The organism is Streptomyces sp. S186 (assembly GCF_051603415.1).
Taxonomy (GTDB): Bacteria; Actinomycetota; Actinomycetes; order Streptomycetales; family Streptomycetaceae; genus Streptomyces.
This window is the reverse complement of record NZ_CP193932.1, coordinates 7,767,928-7,789,163: the sequence shown is the minus strand read 5'-3', so window position 1 is coordinate 7,789,163 and position 21,236 is coordinate 7,767,928. Positions and strand designations below refer to the sequence as shown.

Sequence of the window (21,236 nt, the reverse complement as noted above, 5' to 3'; positions counted from 1 at the left end):
GGGCCAGGCATCCGCCGGCCGCCCTGATCCGGCTCAGTCGGGGACGGACCCTCAGTCGGGGACGGACAGCTCCTCCCGCAATCCCTCCAGCGCCGTGTGGTCGTCGTCGTTGCCGACGTGGGGCCCGGCGAACCAGTGGGTGTACGCGGCGATCTCGGACAGCCGCCAGTCGAGGGCGAACAGCTCCAGCAGCGCCGGATCGTGCGGCACCTCGGCGCCGGCGGCGAGGAGATCGCCGTAGTCCCGCTCGCGCGGGGCGATGGCCAGCGATTCCCAGTCGACCAGCCGCAGCCCGCAGGGGCCGACGAGTTGGTTGGCGTAGTGCGGCTCGCCGTGGGTCGGCACCCAATGGTCGCGGTGGGCGAGCGCGCTCTCGGCCAGCAGGTGATAGCGCGCCGTCCAGTGCCGGATGGCGTCGACGCGCTCGGCAAGCGCGTGCCGTGCCTCCTCGCCGAGCGGGCCGGTCATCCATGGCCGGGCGGTGCGGGCCCGCACCTCGTCGGCGAACGCAGGGCCGACCTGCGGGGCCCAGACAGGCAGGCCCTTCGGCGGCTCGGTGCCGTGCAACGCGGCCAGGGCGTCGGTGACTTGGCCGAGGTGGGCGGGCTCGCGGGCCTCCGCTTCGGTCGGCGGGTGCCCGTCCAGCCACGGCGTCACGCTCAGGGCGCCGCCCGCGACGGCGACGGTGAACCGGCCGGATCGGTGCGGCAGCGGTGCGCACACCGCAGCCAGTCCGCCGGCGGCCAGCGCGGCGGCCCCCGCATAGGCCGCTTCCAGCGAGGCCGCGGTGTGCCGGGGCGCCAACTGGTCCAGGGTGACGAACAGCGTCGTGCCGCCGCCGGAGATCCGCCAGTGATGGGCGCCGAATCCCCAGGGGAGATAGCCGGCCTCGGTGATCCGCGCGTTCTCGGACAGCCAGTGTCCGGCGACCGTGGCTGCGATGACGTCGTCGCTGAGGGAAGGCGGGCGGGAGCGCATGGCATCGACCCCATCACAGTGCGGTGCCCCGGGCACCCGAATTTCCGCCGGAGGCTGCCGGGTCCTTCCGGATCGTGGACTCGACGCCCCATCGGGCCCCCGCACCCTCTAAGCTGGCCGGTGCAGCTGGTTCGCCCCGTCAAGCCAGGCGGGAGCGTCGTAAGAGGGAACCCGGTGGGAATCCGGGACTGCCCCGCAGCGGTGAGTGGGAACGACCGCCGTCATACGCACTGGACCCGAGGTACGGGTCCGGGAAGCGACGGCCAGTAGGTGTCCTGGTAGGTGAGGACGTGCCCGCGAGTCCGAAGACCTGCCATCTGCCCGTGTGCGAACGACTCGTGCGCGGACATCCCGGTGACCTCGAGGGCGGGTCGGCGTTCATACCAGGCGGACGGTCGTGCCTCGCCGTGCACGCTCACACCGCCCGGTTCGTCGCCCTTCGCGCTCTCGTCCGGTCCCCGGGATCTCAGGGATTCATCTCGCGAAGGAGATCTCCGTGACCACCAAGTCCGCAGTCGCGGCAGCACGGGCCACCGTGTACGGCTACCCCCGCCAGGGCCGCCGCCGGGAACTCAAGAAGGCCGTCGAGGGCTACTGGAAGGGCCGCGTCACCGCGGACGCCCTCCGCGCCGCGGCCGCCGAACTGCGCCGCACCCACTGGCGGCAGCTCGCCGAGGCCGGCATCCACGAGGTGCCGACCGGTGACTTCTCGTACTACGACCACGTCCTCGACACCACCGTCATGGTGGGGGCGATCCCCGCGCGGCACCGCGCCGCCGTGGCGACCGACGCCCTGGACGGCTACTTCGCCATGGCGCGCGGCACGCAGGACGTGGCGCCGCTGGAGATGACCAAGTGGTTCGACACGAACTACCACTACCTGGTGCCGGAACTGGGCCCGGACACCGTGTTCACGGCCGACTCGACCAAGCAGGTCGCGGAGCTGGCCGAGGCGCTCGCGCTCGGCCTCACCGCTCGGCCCGTGCTCGTCGGCCCGGTCACCTACCTCCTGCTCGCCAAGCCCGCGCCGGGCGTGCCCGCGGACTTCGACCCGCTGACCCTGCTGGACCGGCTGCTGCCGGTGTACGCCGAGGTCCTCGCCGATCTGCGGGCGGCCGGCGCCGAGTGGGTGCAGCTCGACGAGCCGGCGCTCGTCCAGGACCGCACGCCCGCCGAACTGAACGCCGCCGAGCGCGCCTACCGCGACCTCGGTGCCCTCACCAACCGCCCGAAGCTGCTGGTCGCCTCGTACTTCGACCGGCTCGGCGCGGCCCTGCCGGTGCTGGCCAAGGCACCCGTGGACGGGCTCGCGCTGGACTTCACCGAGGCCGCCGCCGCCAACCTGGACGACCTCGCCGCCGTCGGCGGACTGCCGGGCAAGCGCCTGGTCGCGGGGGTGGTCAACGGCCGCAACATCTGGGTCAACGACCTGGAGAAGTCGCTGTCCACGCTGGGCACCCTGCTCGGGCTGGCCGACCGGGTCGATGTGTCGGCCTCCTGCTCGCTGCTCCATGTGCCGCTGGACGCGGCGGCCGAGCGGGACATCGAGCCGCAGATCCTGCGCTGGCTGGCCTTCGCACAGCAGAAGACCGCGGAGGCCGTCACCCTCGCCAGGGGCCTCGCCCGGGGCACCGACACGATCGCCGCCGAGCTGGCCGCCAACCGGGCCGATCTGGCCTCCCGTACGGCCTCGCCGATCACCCACGACCCTGCCGTCCGGGCCCGGGCCGCCGCCGTCACGGAGGCCGACACCCGCCGCTCCCAGCCGTACGGCGAGCGGGCCGCCGCCCAGCGCGCGCACCTGGGTCTGCCGCTGCTGCCGACCACGACCATCGGCTCCTTCCCGCAGACCGACGAACTGCGGGCCGCGCGGGCCGATCTGCGCGCGGGCCGGATCGACACGGCCGGCTACGAGGAGCGCATCAGGGCCGAGATCCAGGCGGTGATCTCGTTCCAGGAGAAGGCCGGCCTGGACGTGCTGGTGCACGGCGAGCCCGAACGCAACGACATGGTCCAGTACTTCGCCGAGCAGCTGACCGGCTACCTCGCCACCCAGCACGGCTGGGTGCAGTCCTACGGCACCCGCTACGTCCGCCCGCCGATCCTGGCCGGTGACATCTCCCGCCCGTCGCCGATGACGGTCCGCTGGACGGCGTACGCCCGGTCCCTGACCGGCCGGCCCGTCAAGGGCATGCTCACCGGCCCGGTGACGATGCTCGCCTGGTCCTTCGTCCGCGACGACCAGCCGCTCGGCGACACCGCCCGGCAGGTGGCCCTCGCCCTGCGCGACGAGGTCAACGACCTGGAGGCGGCGGGCACTTCGGTGATCCAGGTGGACGAGCCGGCGCTGCGGGAGACCCTGCCGCTGCGCGCCGCCGACCGCCCGGCCTACCTGGCGTGGGCGACGGAGGCGTTCCGGCTGACCACCGGCGGGGTCCGGCCGGACACCCAGATCCACACCCATATGTGCTACGCCGAGTTCGGTGACATCGTCCGGGCCATCGACGACCTCGACGCCGATGTCATCAGCCTGGAGGCCGCCCGCTCCCATATGCAGGTAGCGCGCGAACTGGCCGCGCACGGCTATCCGCGCGAGGCGGGGCCGGGTGTCTACGACATCCACTCCCCGCGCGTGCCCAGCGCGCAGGAGGCCGCGGCCCTGCTCCGCAGGGGACTTGAGGCCATTCCCGCCGAGCGGCTGTGGGTCAACCCGGACTGCGGTCTGAAGACCCGTGACTGGCCGGAGACCCGCGCCTCCCTGGAGAGCCTGGTCGCCGCCGCCCGTACGGTCCGGGCGGAGCTCTCCGCCTCCTGAACCCCGCGGGTGCGGGCCGGGGAAGGGGCGACCGTGCCCCTTCCCCGGGCACCGTACGCGCGCCTACCCCGACAGCAGCATCGCCACCGCCACCAGTGCGAGCAGGCCGACGTACGCACGGGCGTAGAGGCGGTCCGGGATCCGCGGCGGGCGGCGGCGCAGTACGGCGATGACCGGCAGTGCGCCCAGGAGCAGCGCCGCGGCGGCGCCGACGTCGACGAGGCCGACCAGGTGCACGTGCGCGGCGCTCGCGGGCGGGAGCGCGGCCGCGCCCAGAGAGACCGCGGTGGCCGGGAGGGCGATGGCCACGGTGAGCGGGTTGGCCAGGGCCGTCGCCGTCTGCATGGTGTGCCCGGCTCGCCGCGCCGCGGGCACCGTCATGACGCTGCCGCCCACGCCGAGGAAGGCGGCGATCGCGCCGATGGGCACACCGAGCAGGGACGGTATCGGCCGAGGTACGGCGGGGGTCGTCCCGGCGGGTGCGCGCGGGCGCAGGAAGCCGGGCCGCAGCAGCAGATCGACGAGGGTGAGCGCCAGGTATCCGACGAACGCCCAGCGGACCAGGGCGGCGGGGGCAAGTCGGGTGGCGAGGGCGCCCGTTGCCGCGCCGGCCGCCAGCAGGAGCAGCAGCACACCGCTGCCCCGCAGGGCGCCCAGCACCCGGCGTGGTGTGACGGCCGTGGCGAAGCCCGCGTTCACCACCATCACCAGGGCCGAGGTGGCGGTGGCCACCCGCATCGCGTCCGCGCCGAGCGCGGCGTCCGCCCACACCACCACCGGGACCGCGACGAACCCGCCGCCGAACCCGAACAACACGGTCGTCACCCCGGTGACGAGCCCGATCCCGATCAATGCCATCACGTCCACGGGACCCACTCCACCAGCTCCCCCGATCCGCCCGCATGCGAAGATCGGCATCGTTTCTTCGCATCTCGGCCAGTACAGTGCCTGGGTGAGAAACATCGCCTTGGACGCCGTCGACCACGTCGACCGGGCGGTGCTGCCGATCGGCACCGACTACCCCTCCGGGCATGTGCTGGACTGGCACGAGCACCGGCGCGCACAGTTCCTCTACGGCGCCACCGGCGTGATGGTCGTCGACACCGCCGAGGGCACCTGGACGGTTCCGCCCGAGCGGGCCGTGCTGATTCCGGCCGCCACCCGGCATCGGGTCCGCATGCTGGGCGTGAGCACCCGGAGCCTGTACATCGAGCCGGCGGCGGTCCCCTGGTGGCCGGTCAGCTGCACCGTCGTGGACGTGCCCGCGCTGCTGCGCGAACTGCTGCTGAGCGCCGTGGAGTTCGAGGCCGACTACCGCCTGTCCGGCCGGGAAGGGTGCATCGCCTCGCTGCTCCTGTACGAGATCGCCGCGCGCACCCCGCTGCCGTTCCATGTCGCGATTCCCTCCTCCGGCGATCTGGCGGCGCTCTGCCGCACCTATCTGGCCGCCCCGGACGTGGGCGTCACCAACGCCGCGTGGGCCGGCCGGGCGGCCATGAGCGAGCGGGCCTTCACCCGCCGGTTCCGGGCGGAGACCGGCGAGAGCCCCGCTGTCTGGCGGTCGCGGGCCCGCCTGCTCGCGGCCGTGCCGCTGCTGCGTACGGCGTCCGTCAGCGAGGTCGCCGGCCGCCTCGGCTACGCCTCCCCCGCCGCGTTCACCGCCGCCTTCACCCGCGCCTTCGGCCTGCCGCCGTCCCGCTTCACCACGTCCTCCTAGTGCGGGGCAGGGCAGTGCCGCCCCCCGGTGACCGCGAGAGGTAATAAATACGGAAAATGCTTGGTAATCTTCCTGTTCAGCGACGCGCGTGAAGGATCCGCATGACTACGCCCACCCCACCCGACGGTTCCACGACCGCGGATCGCCAGACACCGGAGCACGACCCGTGGGCTCCGCCGTCGCCCGACGCGGTCGACGTGCCCCGCCCCGCGCCCCCGGCCATGCACGCGCCGACGTATCCGGCCGCGTACCCGCCGGTGCCGGCCGGCCGTCCCACCAACGGCATGGGTATCACCGCCCTGATCCTCGGCCTGGTCGGGGTCGTTCTGGGCCTCTTGATCTTCCTGTTCTGGCTCTCGTGGCTGCCCGCCGTGCTGGCCGTGATCTTCGGCGCGGTGGGGATGAGCCAGGCACGCAAGGGCCGCGCCACCAACAAGTCCATGGCACTCAGCGGTCTCGTCCTGGGCATCGTGGGTGTGCTGCTCGCCGCCGGCAGCGCGGTGTTCACCGTGGTGATGGTCAAGCACGTCGTCGACGACGCACGCACGAAGGTCAAGAAGGAGAAGGCCGCCGAGGCGTCGGCGGCGGCCGAGGAGGAGAAGCGGCATCTCTCCTTCGGTGAGGCGTACACCTTCGGCAACGGTCTGAAGGTCACGATCGCCAAGCCGGCCCCGTTCACCCCGGACGCGTACGCCAACGGGCATGCCAAGGGCAACAAGGCCGTCGAGATCACGGTGACCGTGGTGAACACCGGTTCCCGGCCGGTCGGCGTCGAGACCGGTATCCCCGACGTCAAGGACGCCGACGGGGACTCGGCGCAGCTGGTGATCGACGGCAGCGGCCGTCAGAAGGTCCTCACCGACGCCGTCCAGCCAGGGAAGACGGCCGTCGGCAAGTACGCCTTCTCGCTGCGGCCGGAGGCCGCCGAGCGGGTCGAGATCGAGTTCAGTCCGGACTCACTGCGCTGGGACGACGCCTACTGGAGCGGGCCCGCCTCCTGAGGCGCGCAAACGCCTGAATCCCGCACCGGCGGAGCGTGGGCCGGACGTCTCCCGGCGTCCGGCCCACCTACAATTTGGCTCCGAACGGTCGCGGACTGTCGGGTGCGCGGCCGGGCCGTACACCGGCGACCGTAGGAGGGCCCGTGCCAGGCCAGCGTTCCCTCACCGAGGCCGAGAAGTCCGTCGAGGCCAGGCTCGGTGGCGTCCCGATCGGACATGACCAGATGGCGGTGGTGGCCACCCTCTACCGGGCGGCCGCGACCGTTCGGCAGCATCTGGAGAACTCCGTGCTGCGCGGGGCGGATCTGACGTGGACGGCGTTCGTCGTGCTGTGGGTGATCTGGATCTGGGGCGAGTCGGAGACCCGTTACGTCGCCGAGGAGGCCGGTATCTCTAAGGGCACCCTGACCGGCGTCGCCCGCACCCTGGAATCCCGTGGGCTGGTCCGGCGGACCGGCCACCCCGAGGACGGCCGCCTGGTGCTGCTCAGCCTGACCGAGGGCGGCGAGACGCTGATGCACCGTCTGTTCCCGCAGTTCAACGCGGAGGAGGTGTTCGTCACCGAAGCGCTCGACGCGGACGAGTGCCGGCGGACGGCGGAGCTGCTGCGCCGGATCGTGGTGCAGGTCGAGACGCACGGCGAGGAGCGGCGGACGGAGCTGCTGGACGGCGCGGAGCCGGCGCCCCGCCGCAGCGGACGCCGGCCCAGGACCGGGCTCAGCCCGTCTTCGCCTTGAGGGGTGCGCCGACCGGGGGCGGGCAGTTCTCCTGGATCTTGTACTTGAGCGCCTCGGGGTAGTCGCTCCGTGCGAGGGCCACCCGTACCACGATCGGGCCGCGGTTGACGGGGTCGGTGGGTTCGCTGATCTTCTTGAAGAGGTCGGTGAGTTGCTGGTGGCTGGTGATGCTGACGCCGTGCATCGGGTGCTTGTCGTCGCCGAAGACCTCGGCGAGCTTCTCGTACCGCCAGGGGTGGAGGTCGTTGTAGAAGTCGGCGCCGTCGGAGGACGGTGTGCCGTCCGCCTTGTAGTAGCAGGGGTGGACCAGCATCTGCTCGATGCCGTAGAAGCCCTCGTTGTCGAGGACGAAGACCACGGGTTTCAGGCCCTGCCGGACGTGGGTGGACATCTCCTGGCAGGTCTCCTGGAACGAGCCGTCGCCGACGAAGACCATCGGCCGCTTGCCCGCCCGCAGGCGGCCCAGGCCGACGCCGGTGGCGAAGCCGACCGAGTAGCCGATGGACAGCCAGCTGTTCTGGGCGACGAAGGAGGCACGTTCGGGCATCCGCAGGTTCATCGAGGCGATGAGGGCGAACGCGGCGTCGCTGATCACGGTGAACGGGGTGGTGCGCCGTCCGTCCTCCTCGCTGACCTGCGACTTCAGGAACGCGTTGACGTGCCGGAAGAAGCTGTCGTAGGTGGGGCTCTCGGGGTACGAGCCGCCGGTGAGGGTCTCCAGGAAGGCGGCGACGCTGTCGGGGACGTCCAGGCCGGCCTCGTGTGCCTGGGCGTAGTAGTCGGCCGTGAAGTGGCCGGTGCCGAACGCCTCGACGAAGGCGTCCCGCAACGCCGGGATGAACTCGGCGAGTTGGACGTCGGGGAAGTATGAGGCGCCGACGTGCACGCCTTGGTGGGCGGCGACCGCCCAGTCGGCGCCGATCGAGCGGACGCCGCCGAGGTTCTTCGACGTCGCCCAGGTGCCCAGTCCGATGCGGCAGCCGGCGTTGTGGAACATCGACGCCACGTCCGGGTTGCTGGCCTTGCCGTTGTAGACGCCGGAGAAGCCGGGGGTGTCCTCGGAGATGACGGACTTGGCGCCGATGGTGGTGCAGTACGGGATGCCGGTGGCGCGCACCAGCTTCTCGAACTCGTCGGCCAGGTTGAAGCGGTCGATCTCCTCGCCGGCCCACAGGATCGGGTTGTAGTCGTGTTCCCGCACCAGTTGCAGGCATGCCTGGACCGCGGCGTCGAGCATCTTCGCGTTGCGCGGGGTGAGGGGGCGCTCGCGCCGTGCCAGGCGGCCCTGCGGTGCCGGGCAGCGGGCCTCCCAGACATCCTCCATGAACTCCAGGTAGACCGGTCTGCGGTGGGTCAGGCACGCGGTGATCGCGCTGTCGATCTGGCTGGGGGCCAGTCCGGGGTTGGAGATCACCTGGGCGTCGACCGTGACCTGCCGGTAGACGTCGAGGTTGCTCTCCGGGCGCTGCGACATGTGCGAGGTGAGCAGGCCGATCGCCTGTTGGTTGAGCCACTGTTCGTAGGTGGGGGCGCCGTTGATGGCGATCAGCGGGATGTATTCGGTGTAGCCGCCGCCGATGGCGTTGAGCAGGTTGAACGCGCCGACGCCGTAGGTGACGGCGACCGCGCCGATGCCCTGTTCGCCCTGTGCGGTGCGGGCGTCGGCGACCTTGACCCGGGTGTAGGCGTCCGCTGCCTGGCCGGCGCCGCCCTCGGTGGGTGTGCCGACCCAGCGGACCTTGGTCTTCTCGTGCAGGGTCGACAGGAACGGTCCCAGGTGGTTGCCGGGCACGCCGAACAGGTGGGTGATGCCGAGCTGTTCCAGGCGGACGGCCAGGTATTCGGCGACGGTGCAGGTGTCGTTGCTGGTCATCGGGTCAGCGCTTTCTCTCGGGTGGGCTCCGTTGACGCGGTGGCCGCGCGGTGGCCGTCGGCGGTGGTGATGCCGGCTTCCGGTGCGGGCGCCTCGTTGACGGCGATGGCGGCCCGGACGGCGGTCTCGATCGCGCCCTCGATCCAGGCGTGTTTGAGCGAGATGTGCTCGCCGGCGAAGTAGACCGGTCCCTCGGGCCGGACGACGTCCAGGTGGAAGCTGGTCATCTGGTGCGGGGTGTAGACCGCCGCCTCGCCGCAGGCGTACGGGTCGCGCAGCCAGCTCTGGGTCTGGCCGGCGCCGGTGAAGAACACCTCGATCCGGCGGCCGTGCACCGCCTGGAGGTTCTCCAGGGCGTAGCCGTAGCGCTCGGCGTCGTCGAAGGAGTCCCAGCGGGCGGCGTCGTCGGACCAGGAGTAGGCGGCCAGCACCACGCCGCCCTCGCTGTCCGGCACGGGGTGGGAGGGGAAGTACATGAAGCGGTTGGGGTTGTCCGTGGTGGAGCCGCCGCCGTGGGCGTGGGTGGCCGGCCGCACTCCGCCGCGCAGATGGGAGCGCTGGTGGTACTCCACCTGCTCCTCGCTGATCCGGGTCTCGTCCACGCTCGGGTGGGCGCCGAGCAGCCCGGTGCGCAGCTTCCGCAGGCTCTGCGGCAGGGACAGCGCGGCCTCCGCCTCGTCCTCGCCCCACTGCTGGTAGTACTCGTAGAGGCCGGGGGCGATGGCGTCCAGCTCGCGTTTCCAGTCCGCTTCGGTGAACTCCCACCAGCGCCGGGAGAACTCCAGCAGCACCTTGGTCGCCTGGTCGTAGTGGGTCTCGATGACGGCCCGGCGCTTCTTGTAGGAGAACGGCGGGGCGACCTTGACGAACCGCAGGCTGGAGAAGGGGATGGTGACGATGGCCAGGTCGCCGGTCCAGGTCTCGGTGGCCGCGTAGGGGTCGCCCTCGGGGATGGTCTCGATGGCGACGGCAGGACCGCCGGGTCCGGTGAGTCCGCCGTGGTGGCCGTCGCGGCCCGGGTCGTAGTACTCCAGGCGGACCATCCGCTGGCCCATCACGATCTGGTCCCGCAGCTCCTTGGCGAGCGCTTCGGGCAGCCGGCGACTGCCACCCTCGATCTCCCAGTACGTGGCGTTGGGATCGATGTCGCTGCGGCCCAGGAAGCTGTGGAAGAAGGCCAGATGCAGCCGGGACGTCATGTTCTCGATGGTGCCGATCGCCTCGACGGCCTCGTCGCTGAATCCCGCGTACTCGCGGAGGAAGCGCCCCATCGAATAGCCGTCGAAGTCGCGGATGACGTCGGCCCAGCCCGCCAGCCACTCCTCGAAGGGCTTGTTGACCCGTTTTCCGTCGTGCTGCTTGACGGAGTAGTAGTCCCGTACCGGTTCCAGTGCCTGGTTGACCATGTCGGCGACGGTCATCCGGGTTTCGCAGCCGGTGAGGTGGAAGCCCTCGTTGAGCCGGGAGGGGTCGGTGGCGTACTGGGCGCGCCGGACCTGTTCGCGGTTGGTGCGGATCCAGGTGTGGTAGCGCTTGTCCGGCTCCTTGAAGGCGGGGTTGGGTGTGCCGTTGGTCCAGGTCGTGTCATCCTTGAAGGACTTGTAGACGACCGGCGGTACGGGCGGCTGCTGGTTGCCGGTGTCCGGATCGACGTCGACGTTGAAGAACAGCCGCCGTTTGAGGCCCAGCTTGTCGACGAGCGCGAGGGTCAGCGGATGGAAGCTGGGCAGGCGCATCGCCCCGGCCTCCGCGTACTGCGCCGGGTCGGTGAAGGGCGACGGCCGGCCCTTCGCGGTGTGGAAGGTCTTGATCCGCCCGCCGACGCGGTTGGCGTTGGCCTCCAGGATCGTCACGTCGTGTCCGGCGCGGGTCAGCAGGTCCCCGGCGACCAGGCCGGCGATCCCGGCCCCGACGATCAGGATGCGTTTGGGCGGGCCGGGGGGATGGAGTCCGCTGTCGATCAGTACGTCGAGGTAGCGCAGCTTGAGGTCCTCGTTGGCGGGCGCGGGGCCCACCAGCAGCAGTTCGCGGGCCAACTGCTGGTAGGTCAGCTCGTTCGCGCGCTCGATCGCGGTGGTGCGGGGTCGTGCGGTGGCGTCGCGGGAGGGGGTGTGGGGGTCGTTCATGCCAGGGTTCAGCCGTTCTCGTGCAGGGGTGGAGGGGCCGCGCGGGGCGGCCTGGCATATACCGAAGTCAGCTTCGGCACGGCAGCGCCCCCAGCCCATCACCGAACGGGGCGGTGCGCATGTGCAGCGGGCCGAACGTGGACGCGGCGGGCGGGAACCACCGGGCGAGGCGATCGCGGCACCCCGGCCGGTGCCGGCGCAGTTCGCGCCGGATGCCGCGGCGGCCGGCCACCGAGTCGAGGACCCGGCGCGCTGGACGGCCGGCGTGCGCACGCTGCTCGCGGAACCCGCCCTGTGCGGCGAGATGTTGCGGGCCGGGGCCGTCGCCGAACGCACCGGCACCGGCACCGACCTGCGGCCGGGCCTGCATCCGCACCTCGTCGCGTCCTCGGTGATGGGACACACCCCGGCCGACGCCGCGGTTCCTGTTCGGTGCGTACCCGCTCGACCTGCACGACCTGCCGGACAACCCGCTCTACACGGTGCGGGTGCCACAACGCCGGATCGAGGAGTCGCCTGGCAGGCACCACAGGCGAGGGGCTTCACCAGGCACTGGGGACCTGGTTCACCGCCGCCTGAACCGCGGCCTGAACCGCGGCCGATGGCAGGTCATCCGTCGAGTCATCCGTCGAGCGCGATGGCGTTCTTGGCGCGCTCCACGGATGCCTCGTCGGCCGGTGCGCCGGGATTCTCGGTGGCCAGTGCCTGGTTGAGCGCGACGAACGGGCGCATGCGCTCCTCGTAGGAGGTAAACGCTGCTCGGTGGTCGCCCCTGGCCCGGCGCAGCGCGTCGGCGAGGACGTAGGCGCCCACGAGAGCCAGGCTGGTTCCCTGGCCGGAGAGCGGTGAGGCGCAGTATCCGGCGTCGCCGAGCAGTACCGTCCGGCCGTGCGACCAGCGGTCCAGGTGCACCTGCGTCATGGCGTCGAAGTAGAAGTCGGGCGCCTCCCACAGCGCCTTCAGCAGCCTGGGGGTCTCCCAGCGCAGCGCCGCCATCCGGTCGGCCACCACCTGCCTCTGCCGTTCGGGGTCGCGGTCGACGACGGTGGCCGGCTCGGCCGCGAAGCCGAACGAGATCCGCAACTCGGTGTTGTCACGCACGGGATAGATGCCGTAGCCGGCCTCGCCGTCCCTGAGCCAGACCTGCCAGTCCTCCAGGCCCAGGAAGTTGTCGGCGCTGAAGATCGCCAGCTGCATGCCCAACGGGCGGGTGAAGCGTTCCGCCGGCCCGAAGCTCAGGCGCCGTACGCACGAGTGCAGTCCGTCGGCCCCCACCACCAGGTCGAACGTACGCGGGCGGGCATGCTCGAAGGCGACCCGGACACCGTCCGTGTCCTGGTCGAGCGCGGCGATACCGTCCCCGAAGAGGAACTCGACGTCGGTGCCGGCGCGTTGGTGCAGCAGCCGTACCAGGTCCTCGCGCAGCAGCTCGATGTCGTCGCTGTCGAGCCGGCCGCTGCTGAAGGTCGCCTCGGTGGACCGGCTGATCTCCCGGCCGTCGCCGTCCAGGACGGACATGCCCCGCATCCGCGTGCGGTGGGCTCGGGCCGGGCCCAACAGCCCCATCCGGTCGATGACTTCGAGCGCGACGCCCCGGATGTCGATTGCCTGGCCGCCGCGGCGTACCCCCGGCGCGCTGTCCACCACCGTCACGGCAACGCCCGCCCGGCACAGGAGGGAGGCGAGCGCGGCCCCCGCCACACCGGCGCCGGACACGAGCACCGTCTTCGCGCGCGCGGTCTTGGCGGGAAGAGTCTTCGCGGGAACAGTCTTCAGGGGAGCAGTCTTCATGTGAACAAGCCCTTTCATACGCTGTACGCGACTGAATGTACGGCGTATGCGCAGCGCTGCCAACTGCCCTTTCTGGCTTGCTATTCTAGTTCAGATGGCAGCTTTCCCGCTCACCGCGCTGGTAGGCTCTGCTCTAGTACAGCTCTTGTACAGCTGCCGCGAGCCCGAAAAATTTCTCAGGGAGCCGACGACATGGCCGCGACCTCCGACCCGCCGTTCCGACGCATCGCCGATGAGATCGGGCAACGCATCCTCAACGGCACCATCGCCCCGGGCGAACGCGTGCCGTCGACGCGGCAGATCGCCCGTGAGTGGGGAGTCGCCCTGGCCACCGCCACCAAGGCGTTGACCACACTGCGCCTGGAGGGTCTGGTCGAGGCCCGCCCCCGGGTCGGCACCGTGGCGGTGGCCCGGGACCGTACGCCGTCGCCGGAGCGGCCTGCCGCGCCCAGGCGCCGCTCGCCGTCCCCGGCCGCCTCCGATCACGAACTGTCGCGTGCGCGGATCGTCCGCGCGGCGACGGAGATCGCGGACAGCGAGGGACTGGCGGCGGTGTCCATGCGCAGCGTCGCCGCCCGGCTCGGTGTCGCCGCCATGTCCCCGTACCGGTACGTCACCAGCAAGGACGACCTGGTGCGGCTGATGGCCGACGCGGCGTTCGGCGAGGAGAGCTATCCGGCCACCCCGCCGGAGGACTGGCGCGCCAGGCTGGAACTCGGTGCGCACACCCTGTGGCGGATCTACCGCAGACACCCCTGGCTCGCGCAGGTCGACACGCTCACCCGCCCGCTGATGCTGCCGGAGTTGATGGTCCACGCCGAGTGGGCGCTCGCCGCCCTGGACGGCCATGGCCTCGATCCGGCGACCATGTTCGACCTGCACGTCCTCCTCTACAGCTATGTGCAGGGGATCGCCGTGCACCTGGAGCGGGCGGCCCAGGCCGAGGCGGCCACCGGGCTGTCCGCGGACCAGTGGATGGACCGCCAGACCTCTGCCTACGAGGCGATCGTCGCGGCCGACCGCTACCCGGTGTTCACGCGCACCGCGCGCAGCCTGGACGGCGGCTACGACCTCGACCTGGACGCCCTGTTCACGTTCGGTCTCAAGCCACTGCTCGACGGCATCGCCCTGGCCGTGCGGGGCGGGCCCGCCCACCGCACGAGGAAGTGAGCCGGGCGGTCCGCCTGATCCGCCCCGATCAGGACGGACGGATGTTGTCCTCGGACGGTGAGGAGTCCGGCCATGAGCGTGCGGAGTCCGGCGGGTCGGCAGCCGGTGCTCCCTCGTGCGAGGAGTGACCGAATCCGCCGAGGTGCAGACCGCGCCCGGCGTGCCGCCCGCGGTGCACGGTGGGTGTGCGGTGCAGCGCGATGAGCGCCGCGTCGTCGGTGAGGCGCCCGCCGACATGGGTGAGGAGATCGCGCCGGATGTGGTGCAGCAGCGCCTCCGGGCTGGTCCCCGTCCACTGGGCGGCCCGTTCGCCGAACGGGTAGAAGCCGCCGGCGGCGTCGCGGGCCTCGACGACACCGTCGGTGTAGAGCAGCAGCGTGTCGCCCGGCTGGAAGGAGACCACGTCCAGGGAGTAGCCGTCCGGGCCGCCGGCCCCGATGCCCAACGGGGGCGCGGGATGCAGACTCGGGGCGGTGACGGCGCCGCCGGGGCTGAGCAGCAGGGGCGGAGGGTGACCGCAGCTGGTCATGCGGGTGATGTGGTCGCCGTCGGGGATCTCCAGCAGCAGCGTGGTGGCGAACCGCTCCCCCGCCTCCTCTGCCGGCTCGAAGTCCGTGAGGTAGCGGGCGACGCTCTCCTCCAGAGTGGCGGCGAGATCGGGCAGGGTGGTGTGCCGGTGGGCGGCCTCGCGGAAGGCACCCAACAGCAGTGCGGCCTCGCCGATGGCGGACAGGCCCTTGCCCCGTACGTCTCCGATCATCACCCGGACCGCGTTGTCGGTGCGGGTGGCGGCGTAGAGGTCGCCGCCGATCTGTGCCTCGTCCTCGGCGGCCAGGTACAGACAGGCGATCTGCAGCGGCCCGATCCGTTCCGGCAGCGGCCACAGCAGCACATGCTGGGCGGCCTCGGCCACCGACCGCACCTGCGCCAGCTCCGCGCGGTGCCGTTCCCGCGCCAGGCAGTAGCAGACCACCAGGCTCGACAGCACCGCGATCGCCAGGATCTGCACCAGCACATTGCGGGTGAACAGCGCATCGAAGTGCCAGCCGATGAAGGCTTGCGCCGCCACGGACAGCAGCCCGATCACCCCGGTCGTCCACGGTCCGGCGAACGACGCGGTGATCGCCGGCGCGATCACCAGCAGCGGCCCCAGATGCACATCGGCCGGCACCAGCAGATCCACCACCGTGATCGTCACGATGAGCACGACGGGAATCAGCAGCAGCGCATGGCTCAACTTCCACGGCTGCCGCATACCGGCAACGAGCTGCCGGGTGGCCACCCCTCCACCATGCACCGCCCCCTGTCGGCGCACCAACGCCACCGGCGAGGCGTCAGTGGGCGAGACGGGGGAAGAGGGCCTCGGCGTTGCCGCGGTCGATGGCCCGGGCCTGACCCGGGGCGTAGTGGGGGTAGGTCTCCAGGTGGTGGTTGTAGTAGGTGCCGGCTTCCTGGGGCGCGAAGGGCCAGTCACTGCCGTAGAGGACGTGGCCCGGTTCGGCGAAGGCGAGCAGGGCGGGCAGGGCACTGGGGCTGGCGGAGAGCGCGGTGTCGAAGTAGAAGCGCTTGAGGTCGCGCAGCACGTCGTCGGCGTCGTGGTCCGGGTCCACGGCGAGGGGAGCCAGGCCGGAGAAGCGGTACGCGGCGTAGGGCAGGAAACCGCCGCCGTGGGAGAGGATCACCCGGAGGCTCGGATGGCGGCGCAGCACGCCGTTGAGCACGAGGTTGAGGGCGCTGCGAGTGGTGTCGAAGACGAAGTCGGCCAGCGGCGCGGGGGCGCCGGGCAGCAGCGGCAGCGGGGGCTGGGCGGGGTGGACGAAGACGACGGCCGCCCGCCGGTCCAGTTCGTCCCACAGCGGCTCGAAGTCCGGGTCTCCGAGATAGCGGCCGTGCGCGTTGGACATCAGCACGACGCCGTCGGCGCCCAGGGTGTCCAGCGCGTGGACGGCCTCGGCGAGCGCCGCATCGATGTCCGGCAGGGGAACGCCGGCGAAGTGGCCGAAGCGGTCGGGGTGGTCCTTGACGACCTCGGCGGTGTAGTCGTTGACGGCGCGGGCCAGGGTGCGGGCCTCGGCGTCGTCGGCGAGGTGGACGCCGGGCGCGGTGACCGAGAGCACGCCGGTGGCGATGCCCTGCCGGTCCATCATGGCGATCGCGCTGTCCGGGCTCCAGGCCGGGACGGGCCAGCCGCCGGAGTCCAGGCCGCGCGCGGCGAGGGTGTCGGCCCAGACCGGCGGGACGATGTGCTGGTGGACGTCGATGCGTGCGGGGAATCCCATGATCCCTAGCTCCTGGCTCACCATTACTTAGCTCGCTAATGAATTTATTGAGTAAGCTAACAGTCATGCCGGACACCAGCAAGGGCGCCACCGCCGATCACCGGGATTCCGTCTCCGACCGGGGCAGCGTGGACGAACTGGCGCAGGCGGCCGACCAGTTGTTCTACGCCATGCGCCGCTCGCGGGCCGCCACCGTCGGCCGCTCCGCGGCCGGGCTGTCCATGGCCCAGCTGGCCCTGCTCGCCCCGCTCACGGAAGACGCTCGCGGCGACGGCCTGCCGGTCGGCAGGCTCGCCGCCAACGCGGACATCAGCGTCCCCACCGCCACCCGGATGCTCAAACAACTCGAAGCCAACGGCGTGGTCACCCGACGGCGCTCCGAGCACGACGAACGCCAAGTACTCGTCCGCCTCACCGACGACGGCACCCAGCGGCTGACCACCATGCGCACCGAACTGCGCGCACGCCAGTCCCAGGCACTGTCGCAGTTCACACCCGACGAACGGCACACCCTCGCCGCCCAACTGCACCGCCTCGCCGGCATCATCGCCGACACGATGACCGGACCGGAGCCCCGATAGGGCCCCGCCGGTACGCGGACGGTCCCCTCCGGCCGATCCGGCCGGCCTCAGGGACGGCGTGCCCAAAAGAGCGCATGGCCGCCGTCGCCCTCCGGCACGAACTCCTCCCGCTCGACCGTCAGTCCCGCCTGAGTGATCCACGCGCGGTTGGTGGCGGCATCCGCATGGCTCCACCACATCGGGGCACCGCCACCGAGCCAGTCCTCCTCCACGCCCGTCCAGGCACCGGATCCGGTGATGGCCACGAACCACCCTCCGGGGCGCAGCCATTCGGCGACCCTGTGCAGCAGGGGCGGTTGCTCGGCCAAGGGCAGATGGATCAGCGCGTAGAAGGAGACGACGGCGTCGAACGACGCGGCGGCGAACGATGCTGCCGAGGCATCACCGTGGAGGAACTCCGCCTCCGGCACCCGCTCCCGGGCCCGGCGGATCTGCACCTCGCTGATGTCGATACCGGTGACGCGGTGACCGGCGGCGGCCAAGGTCCGGGCGACCGGCACTCCACTGCCACAGCCGAGGTCCAGCACCGTGCCACCGGCCGGAATGCGCCGGCGCAGTTCGCGTAGCACGGGGCGGTACTTCCCCTCGCCGCCGTACACCTCTTCGTAGCGCAGGGCGGCGGCGTCGTACCCGCGCCGCACGATGTCCTTGGGATCGTCGTGCGGCCGGCCGCTGCCCGCGCTCACCGGACGGCGCCTTCCGCCTTGAGGGCCTCGACCTCCGCCGTGGAGAAGCCGACCTCCTCCAGGATCTCCAGCGTGTGTTCGCCGACGGCGGGCGCGGGACGGTCGCGCTCCGGGCCGTCGTGGGCGTAGGCGAACGCCGCGACCGGCACCGTCGGGTCACCGTTCGCGCCGTGGTGCAGAAGGGGGCGGTGACCGAGCTGGTCGTCGGCGGTGATCTCGGCCAGGGTGCGGAGCCGTTCACCGGGTAGGCCGTGTGCCTGGACCCAGCCCTCCCATGCGGCCGCGGTGCGGCTCAGGAAGATGCCGGCCAGCACCTGCCGCATGGCCTGACTGTGGCGGTACAGGCTCTCGAAGTCGGGCAGATCGCGGAAACGCGGATGGTCGTGCCCCTCACTCGCCAGGGCGGTCCACAGTCGGCGATTCTGGTCGGGCGTCGGGGCGCCCAGGACGAACACCCCGTCCGCGGTGGGGTACGCGCCCAACCCGGCCTCCGGTGGCGCCTGCCAGTCCGGTGCGTGCAGCTGAGCCGCCAGGTGCGGGCCCATCAGCATCAGGGCGGTGTCGAGCATCGAGCAGTCGATCCGCTGCCCGCGGCCGTCGCGGTCCCGGCCGTAGAGGGCGGCGGCGATCGCGAAGGCCGCGTTGTAGCCGCTGGCATAGTCGACGAAGGGGAGGTCGGGCTTGTGGCCGCCACAGCGGTCGATGATGCCCGAGGCCGCCTGGATCACGTTGTCGTAGGCGGTCACCCCGGCGCGCGGGCCCTGCTGCCCGTAGCCGGTCATCGAGCAGTGGATCAGGCGCGGATTGATCCGGGCCAACTGGCTGGCGCCCAGGCCGAGTTCCTCCAGCGCCCCGGCCCGGTAGTTCTCCACGACGACATCGGCCGTGCGAACCATGCGCCGGAAGACCCGCCGACCGCCGGGCGTCTTCAGGTCCAGCGCCATGGCCCGCTTACTGCCGCCCTGGACCTGGTAGTTCACCCCGCGCTGCTGCTGATTGAGCGCGGGGTCCGGGCCCTTGAACCGTACGAAGTCCGGCCGGTCCGGGGGCTCGATCTTGATCACATCGGCGCCGAGGACCGCCAGTTGGTAGGTGGCGAACGGTCCTGCGAGAACGTGCGTGAGATCGAGTATCCGCACTCCGTCGAACGGTCGGGGCATCCCGTCTTCCTCCGTTGCGTAGGCCGTCGGGCCGTCGGACGTGGTGCCTGGTGACGCTGTCCCAGCAGCGGCTCGTATCGATCGGCAGGCCACTGCGCCCCTTCGCCCATCCGCCGCCTGTCGCCGCCCAGTTGCCCGACGAGCGTCTCAGACACGGGCTCGGTCGACCAGGGCGCGTACCGGGAGCAATCGTCATCTGGCTCGGAAACACCCGTCCAGAGGCCCGGCCGGCGCGCTTCACCGGCCGGGCCGGGCTCTCCCCCACTTCCGTCAGGGCAATCGGGACGGACGTCGGGACAGACATCGGGACAGACCCTACGCAGGACTCCCGTCGGGGTTCCGCCACTGGACCCCGTCACGGCCGTCCTCGGCGATGGTCTGCGTCATGACGTTGCCGTCATACGGGTACTTGTCGTGCAGCTGGAAGTAGCCCGGGATGTTCACCGGTGACGCTTCGCACACCGGGTCGCCGTGGATGCAGTAGCGCGCGACCGGAATGCCGTTGAACTTCTCCGGCCCGGCGCCGGGCGAAGTGAACCCCGGCAGGCCCACCCCCTTCGGCACCTGGGCCGTGAAGCCGGTGCCCGGCTGCATCGGGTCGGCGTAGAGCATGCCGTTGACCTGCGAGCGTGGAATGTCGGTGCCACCGTTGGCGATGGTCTGGAGCACCTGGTCCGCGGCCTGCGCGCCCTGGGAGTAGCCGACGATCGTGAGGCGGGCGTCCGGGTGCTCGCGATGCGTCTTCTCGGCCTGGGCCAGCAGGTTGTCGTACCCCTGCTTCACGCTGTCGTCGTAGCTGGGCGCGTTCAGGTCCAGCACGCCGCCGTGACCGTTCAGCCACGGGCCGGCGCTCGCCGGGTAGCAGACCGGAACCCAACTGCCCGGCTGGAGGTGCTGGTTCGCGGCGCGGTAGTTGGTGGTGCACTCGTGCTCGTCCGAGGCACCGGTGGTGCCACCGATCTCGATGTAGTAGTGGTCGATGGAATCGGCCTGTGCGACGGTGGGCGCGACCGCGGCCGTACCGGCCACCATCGCCGCCGTCGCTACAGCCCGTGTCAGCCTGTTCGTTCGCGACATCGGCTGGGGTCCCCCTTGGGTTGTGACTTGCCTGCGTCGGACGGCATCGACGCTAGCCATGGCCGTTGAAATATCCATGACATGGCGAGGGCCCCACAGCACGCTACGCACGTGACAACGCATCGCGATGACACGTCGGGATAACCCGTCGCGACAACGCGTCGTGCGGGCCGGGATCGTTCCCAGCCCGCACGACGCTCGATGAACGATCTGCGCACGGCATCACCGAGGCAGAAGGCCGTTCGGTCAGTTGGTGCAGCTGTCGAGCATCGAGGACAGGGCCTTCTTCTCGTTGTCGGTCGTGGTCAGCTTCCAGACGGACTTGACGTGCGTGTAGTCCTTGGCGTACGTGCACCAGAAGCCGTGGTTGGTCGGCTTCCAGTCGGCGGGGCCGCTGTCGCTCTTGGAGCTGTTGGAGGATTCCGAGGCGATCAGCAGCTGGGGGTCCTTCAGGTCGTTGCCGAAACCCTTGCGCTGCTCGTCGGTCCAGGTGTCGGCGCCGGACCGCCAGGCTTCGGCCAGAGGAACCATGTGGTCGATGGTTGCCTGGCCGACGTCGGTGACGGTGGCGTCGTCGTAGGCGGAGTACCACGATCCGCTGGACGGCTGGCAGCTGCCCGGCTTGTCCTGGACGTCCTTGCCGTCGCGGGCGAGGACCTCCTGGCGGGTGGTGCAACCATCGGGCTGCTTGGCCCATATGGAGAACTTGTCACGGGAGTAGCCGTCCATGGAATGCGGGGCGGCCACCTTCAGGGCCGACAGTTCGGCGCGGGCCGTCGATGTCGACGGCGGAGCCGGCGGTTCGGCGAGTGCGGGGGCGGCGCAGAGGCCGACGACGACAACTGCGGCGGCCGACAGGCCGAGGGCAGCGCGAGGCATCAACGTCTCCTGAAATGTGGGGGGTTGGAGAGACTCCTTTCGAGGAAACCGCACCTGCCGCACCCTGCGCTACGCGCGTTGAATGGACATGACAATACCTTTCCCTTCCCATTACTCCCCGTTGAACCCGTTGAACCCGCTGAACGGAGCCGAGCGGAGCCGGGCCCAGGTGACGGTGGCATGTACGGCGAGTGCGATCGGGACGGCGAGAAGAATCGTCCAAGGCACGAGACCGAACGCGGCCAGAAGGGCGCAGAGCGGAAGGGTCAGGAGGGTGGGGAAGGTTGAGGCCAGGGCGATGCGCCGGCAGGTTCGACGGTTCATGGAGGAGTCGGGCCCTTCGAGGGAGGGGGAGGGGGAACGGAG

The 21,236-nt window shown here is 71.1% G+C and carries 19 protein-coding genes and 1 riboswitch; of the genes, 6 read left to right on the top strand and 13 right to left on the bottom strand.

Annotation, left to right across the window (positions count from 1 at the left end; genetic code table 11):
* Positions 1-51: 51 nt before the first annotated feature.
* Positions 52-978: a phosphotransferase gene (locus tag ACRAS8_RS33970; protein WP_438489871.1), complete on the bottom strand. Its 927-nt coding sequence runs from the start codon at positions 976-978 to the stop codon at positions 52-54.
* Positions 979-1,088: 110 nt separating this feature from the next.
* Positions 1,089-1,310: riboswitch (cobalamin riboswitch) on the top strand.
* A gap of 164 nt (positions 1,311-1,474) precedes the next feature.
* On the opposite strand from ACRAS8_RS33970, the gene metE reads away from it, so the two are divergent.
* Positions 1,475-3,793, top strand: coding sequence for a 5-methyltetrahydropteroyltriglutamate--homocysteine S-methyltransferase (gene metE, locus ACRAS8_RS33965; protein ID WP_438489870.1), 2,319 nt, complete (start codon positions 1,475-1,477; stop codon positions 3,791-3,793).
* 63 nt (positions 3,794-3,856) lie between these two features.
* Here metE and ACRAS8_RS33960 read toward each other — a convergent pair whose 3' ends face one another.
* Positions 3,857-4,651: a TSUP family transporter gene (locus tag ACRAS8_RS33960; RefSeq protein ID WP_438489869.1), complete on the bottom strand. Its 795-nt coding sequence runs from the start codon at positions 4,649-4,651 to the stop codon at positions 3,857-3,859.
* A gap of 94 nt (positions 4,652-4,745) precedes the next feature.
* Here ACRAS8_RS33960 and ACRAS8_RS33955 point away from each other — a divergent pair, with 94 nt between their 5' ends.
* From ACRAS8_RS33955 to ACRAS8_RS33945, 3 genes are all read left to right on the top strand, one after another.
* Positions 4,746-5,510, top strand: a complete 765-nt coding sequence (locus ACRAS8_RS33955; RefSeq protein WP_438489868.1) for an AraC family transcriptional regulator — start codon at positions 4,746-4,748, stop codon at positions 5,508-5,510.
* Between the two features lie 101 nt (positions 5,511-5,611).
* On the top strand, positions 5,612-6,511 hold the full coding sequence (locus ACRAS8_RS33950; RefSeq protein ID WP_438489867.1) for a DUF4190 domain-containing protein: 900 nt from the start codon (positions 5,612-5,614) through the stop codon (positions 6,509-6,511).
* A gap of 143 nt (positions 6,512-6,654) precedes the next feature.
* The gene (locus ACRAS8_RS33945; RefSeq protein ID WP_438489866.1) at positions 6,655-7,248 is read left to right on the top strand and encodes a MarR family winged helix-turn-helix transcriptional regulator; all 594 of its coding nucleotides are present in this window, start codon (positions 6,655-6,657) and stop codon (positions 7,246-7,248) included.
* Here ACRAS8_RS33945 and ACRAS8_RS33940 read toward each other — a convergent pair.
* The 4 genes from ACRAS8_RS33940 to ACRAS8_RS33925 all read right to left on the bottom strand — a co-directional run bounded on the left by ACRAS8_RS33940 (position 7,229) and on the right by ACRAS8_RS33925 (position 13,038).
* Entirely contained in the window at positions 7,229-9,121 is a 1,893-nt protein-coding gene (locus ACRAS8_RS33940) for an alpha-keto acid decarboxylase family protein (protein ID WP_438489865.1), read from the bottom strand. The genes ACRAS8_RS33945 and ACRAS8_RS33940 overlap by 20 nt on opposite strands.
* A complete protein-coding gene (locus ACRAS8_RS33935; RefSeq protein WP_438489864.1) occupies positions 9,118-11,247 on the bottom strand; it encodes a flavin monoamine oxidase family protein in 2,130 nt (709 codons plus the stop codon). The genes ACRAS8_RS33940 and ACRAS8_RS33935 overlap by 4 nt, the downstream gene beginning before the upstream one ends.
* 67 nt (positions 11,248-11,314) lie before the next feature.
* The gene (locus ACRAS8_RS33930) at positions 11,315-11,623 is read right to left on the bottom strand and encodes a hypothetical protein (RefSeq protein ID WP_438489863.1); all 309 of its coding nucleotides are present in this window, start codon (positions 11,621-11,623) and stop codon (positions 11,315-11,317) included.
* Between the two features lie 245 nt (positions 11,624-11,868).
* Positions 11,869-13,038, bottom strand: coding sequence for an FAD-dependent monooxygenase (locus ACRAS8_RS33925; RefSeq protein ID WP_438489862.1), 1,170 nt, complete (start codon positions 13,036-13,038; stop codon positions 11,869-11,871).
* Positions 13,039-13,230: 192 nt separating this feature from the next.
* Here ACRAS8_RS33925 and ACRAS8_RS33920 point away from each other — a divergent pair, with 192 nt between their 5' ends.
* Positions 13,231-14,208 carry a TetR/AcrR family transcriptional regulator C-terminal domain-containing protein gene (locus ACRAS8_RS33920; RefSeq protein ID WP_438489861.1) on the top strand — a complete coding sequence of 326 codons (978 nt, stop codon included), beginning with the start codon at positions 13,231-13,233 and terminating at the stop codon, positions 14,206-14,208.
* A 28-nt stretch (positions 14,209-14,236) separates the two neighbouring features.
* Here ACRAS8_RS33920 and ACRAS8_RS33915 read toward each other — a convergent pair whose 3' ends face one another.
* Entirely contained in the window at positions 14,237-15,463 is a 1,227-nt protein-coding gene (locus ACRAS8_RS33915) for a PP2C family protein-serine/threonine phosphatase (RefSeq protein ID WP_438490673.1), read from the bottom strand.
* Between the two features lie 79 nt (positions 15,464-15,542).
* Positions 15,543-16,487 carry an amidohydrolase family protein gene (locus ACRAS8_RS33910; RefSeq protein ID WP_438489860.1) on the bottom strand — a complete coding sequence of 315 codons (945 nt, stop codon included), beginning with the start codon at positions 16,485-16,487 and terminating at the stop codon, positions 15,543-15,545.
* 65 nt (positions 16,488-16,552) lie between these two features.
* Between ACRAS8_RS33910 and ACRAS8_RS33905 the strand changes: the two genes are divergently transcribed.
* Complete coding sequence (locus ACRAS8_RS33905; RefSeq protein ID WP_438489859.1) at positions 16,553-17,068, top strand: MarR family winged helix-turn-helix transcriptional regulator; 516 nt, start codon at positions 16,553-16,555, stop codon at positions 17,066-17,068.
* A 47-nt stretch (positions 17,069-17,115) separates the two neighbouring features.
* On the opposite strand, the gene ACRAS8_RS33900 is transcribed toward ACRAS8_RS33905, so the two are convergent.
* The 5 genes from ACRAS8_RS33900 to ACRAS8_RS33880 form a co-directional block, all read right to left on the bottom strand.
* Positions 17,116-17,754: a class I SAM-dependent methyltransferase gene (locus ACRAS8_RS33900; protein WP_438489858.1), complete on the bottom strand. Its 639-nt coding sequence runs from the start codon at positions 17,752-17,754 to the stop codon at positions 17,116-17,118.
* Positions 17,751-18,914 (bottom strand): CaiB/BaiF CoA transferase family protein, encoded by a 1,164-nt coding sequence (locus ACRAS8_RS33895; protein WP_438489857.1) that lies wholly within the window; start codon positions 18,912-18,914, stop codon positions 17,751-17,753. Before ACRAS8_RS33895 ends, ACRAS8_RS33900 begins: the two co-directional genes overlap by 4 nt.
* A 315-nt stretch (positions 18,915-19,229) precedes the next feature.
* Positions 19,230-19,946 (bottom strand): cutinase family protein, encoded by a 717-nt coding sequence (locus ACRAS8_RS33890; protein WP_438489856.1) that lies wholly within the window; start codon positions 19,944-19,946, stop codon positions 19,230-19,232.
* Between the two features lie 291 nt (positions 19,947-20,237).
* Complete coding sequence (locus tag ACRAS8_RS33885; protein ID WP_438489855.1) at positions 20,238-20,870, bottom strand: GmrSD restriction endonuclease domain-containing protein; 633 nt, start codon at positions 20,868-20,870, stop codon at positions 20,238-20,240.
* Between the two features lie 111 nt (positions 20,871-20,981).
* Positions 20,982-21,194 carry a hypothetical protein gene (locus ACRAS8_RS33880; RefSeq protein ID WP_438489854.1) on the bottom strand — a complete coding sequence of 71 codons (213 nt, stop codon included), beginning with the start codon at positions 21,192-21,194 and terminating at the stop codon, positions 20,982-20,984.
* Positions 21,195-21,236: the final 42 nt, after the last annotated feature.

Bases quoted from the DNA above. Each gene is read 5' to 3' on its own strand.
- ACRAS8_RS33970 (WP_438489871.1), bottom strand. From the start codon at position 978: ATGCGCTCCCGCCCGCCTTCCCTCAGCGACGACGTCATCGCAGCCACG.
- ACRAS8_RS33960 (WP_438489869.1), bottom strand. From the start codon at position 4,651: ATGGCATTGATCGGGATCGGGCTCGTCACCGGGGTGACGACCGTGTTG.
- ACRAS8_RS33950 (WP_438489867.1), top strand. From the start codon at position 5,612: ATGACTACGCCCACCCCACCCGACGGTTCCACGACCGCGGATCGCCAG.
- ACRAS8_RS33940 (WP_438489865.1), bottom strand. From the start codon at position 9,121: ATGACCAGCAACGACACCTGCACCGTCGCCGAATACCTGGCCGTCCGC.
- ACRAS8_RS33935 (WP_438489864.1), bottom strand. From the start codon at position 11,247: ATGAACGACCCCCACACCCCCTCCCGCGACGCCACCGCACGACCCCGC.
- ACRAS8_RS33925 (WP_438489862.1), bottom strand. From the start codon at position 13,038: ATGAAGACTGCTCCCCTGAAGACTGTTCCCGCGAAGACTCTTCCCGCC.
- ACRAS8_RS33920 (WP_438489861.1), top strand. From the start codon at position 13,231: ATGGCCGCGACCTCCGACCCGCCGTTCCGACGCATCGCCGATGAGATC.
- ACRAS8_RS33915 (WP_438490673.1), bottom strand. From the start codon at position 15,463: ATGCGGCAGCCGTGGAAGTTGAGCCATGCGCTGCTGCTGATTCCCGTC.
- ACRAS8_RS33910 (WP_438489860.1), bottom strand. From the start codon at position 16,487: ATGGGATTCCCCGCACGCATCGACGTCCACCAGCACATCGTCCCGCCG.
- ACRAS8_RS33905 (WP_438489859.1), top strand. From the start codon at position 16,553: ATGCCGGACACCAGCAAGGGCGCCACCGCCGATCACCGGGATTCCGTC.
- ACRAS8_RS33895 (WP_438489857.1), bottom strand. From the start codon at position 18,914: ATGCCCCGACCGTTCGACGGAGTGCGGATACTCGATCTCACGCACGTT.
- ACRAS8_RS33890 (WP_438489856.1), bottom strand. From the start codon at position 19,946: ATGGTGGCCGGTACGGCCGCGGTCGCGCCCACCGTCGCACAGGCCGAT.
- ACRAS8_RS33885 (WP_438489855.1), bottom strand. From the start codon at position 20,870: ATGCCTCGCGCTGCCCTCGGCCTGTCGGCCGCCGCAGTTGTCGTCGTC.
- ACRAS8_RS33880 (WP_438489854.1), bottom strand. From the start codon at position 21,194: ATGAACCGTCGAACCTGCCGGCGCATCGCCCTGGCCTCAACCTTCCCC.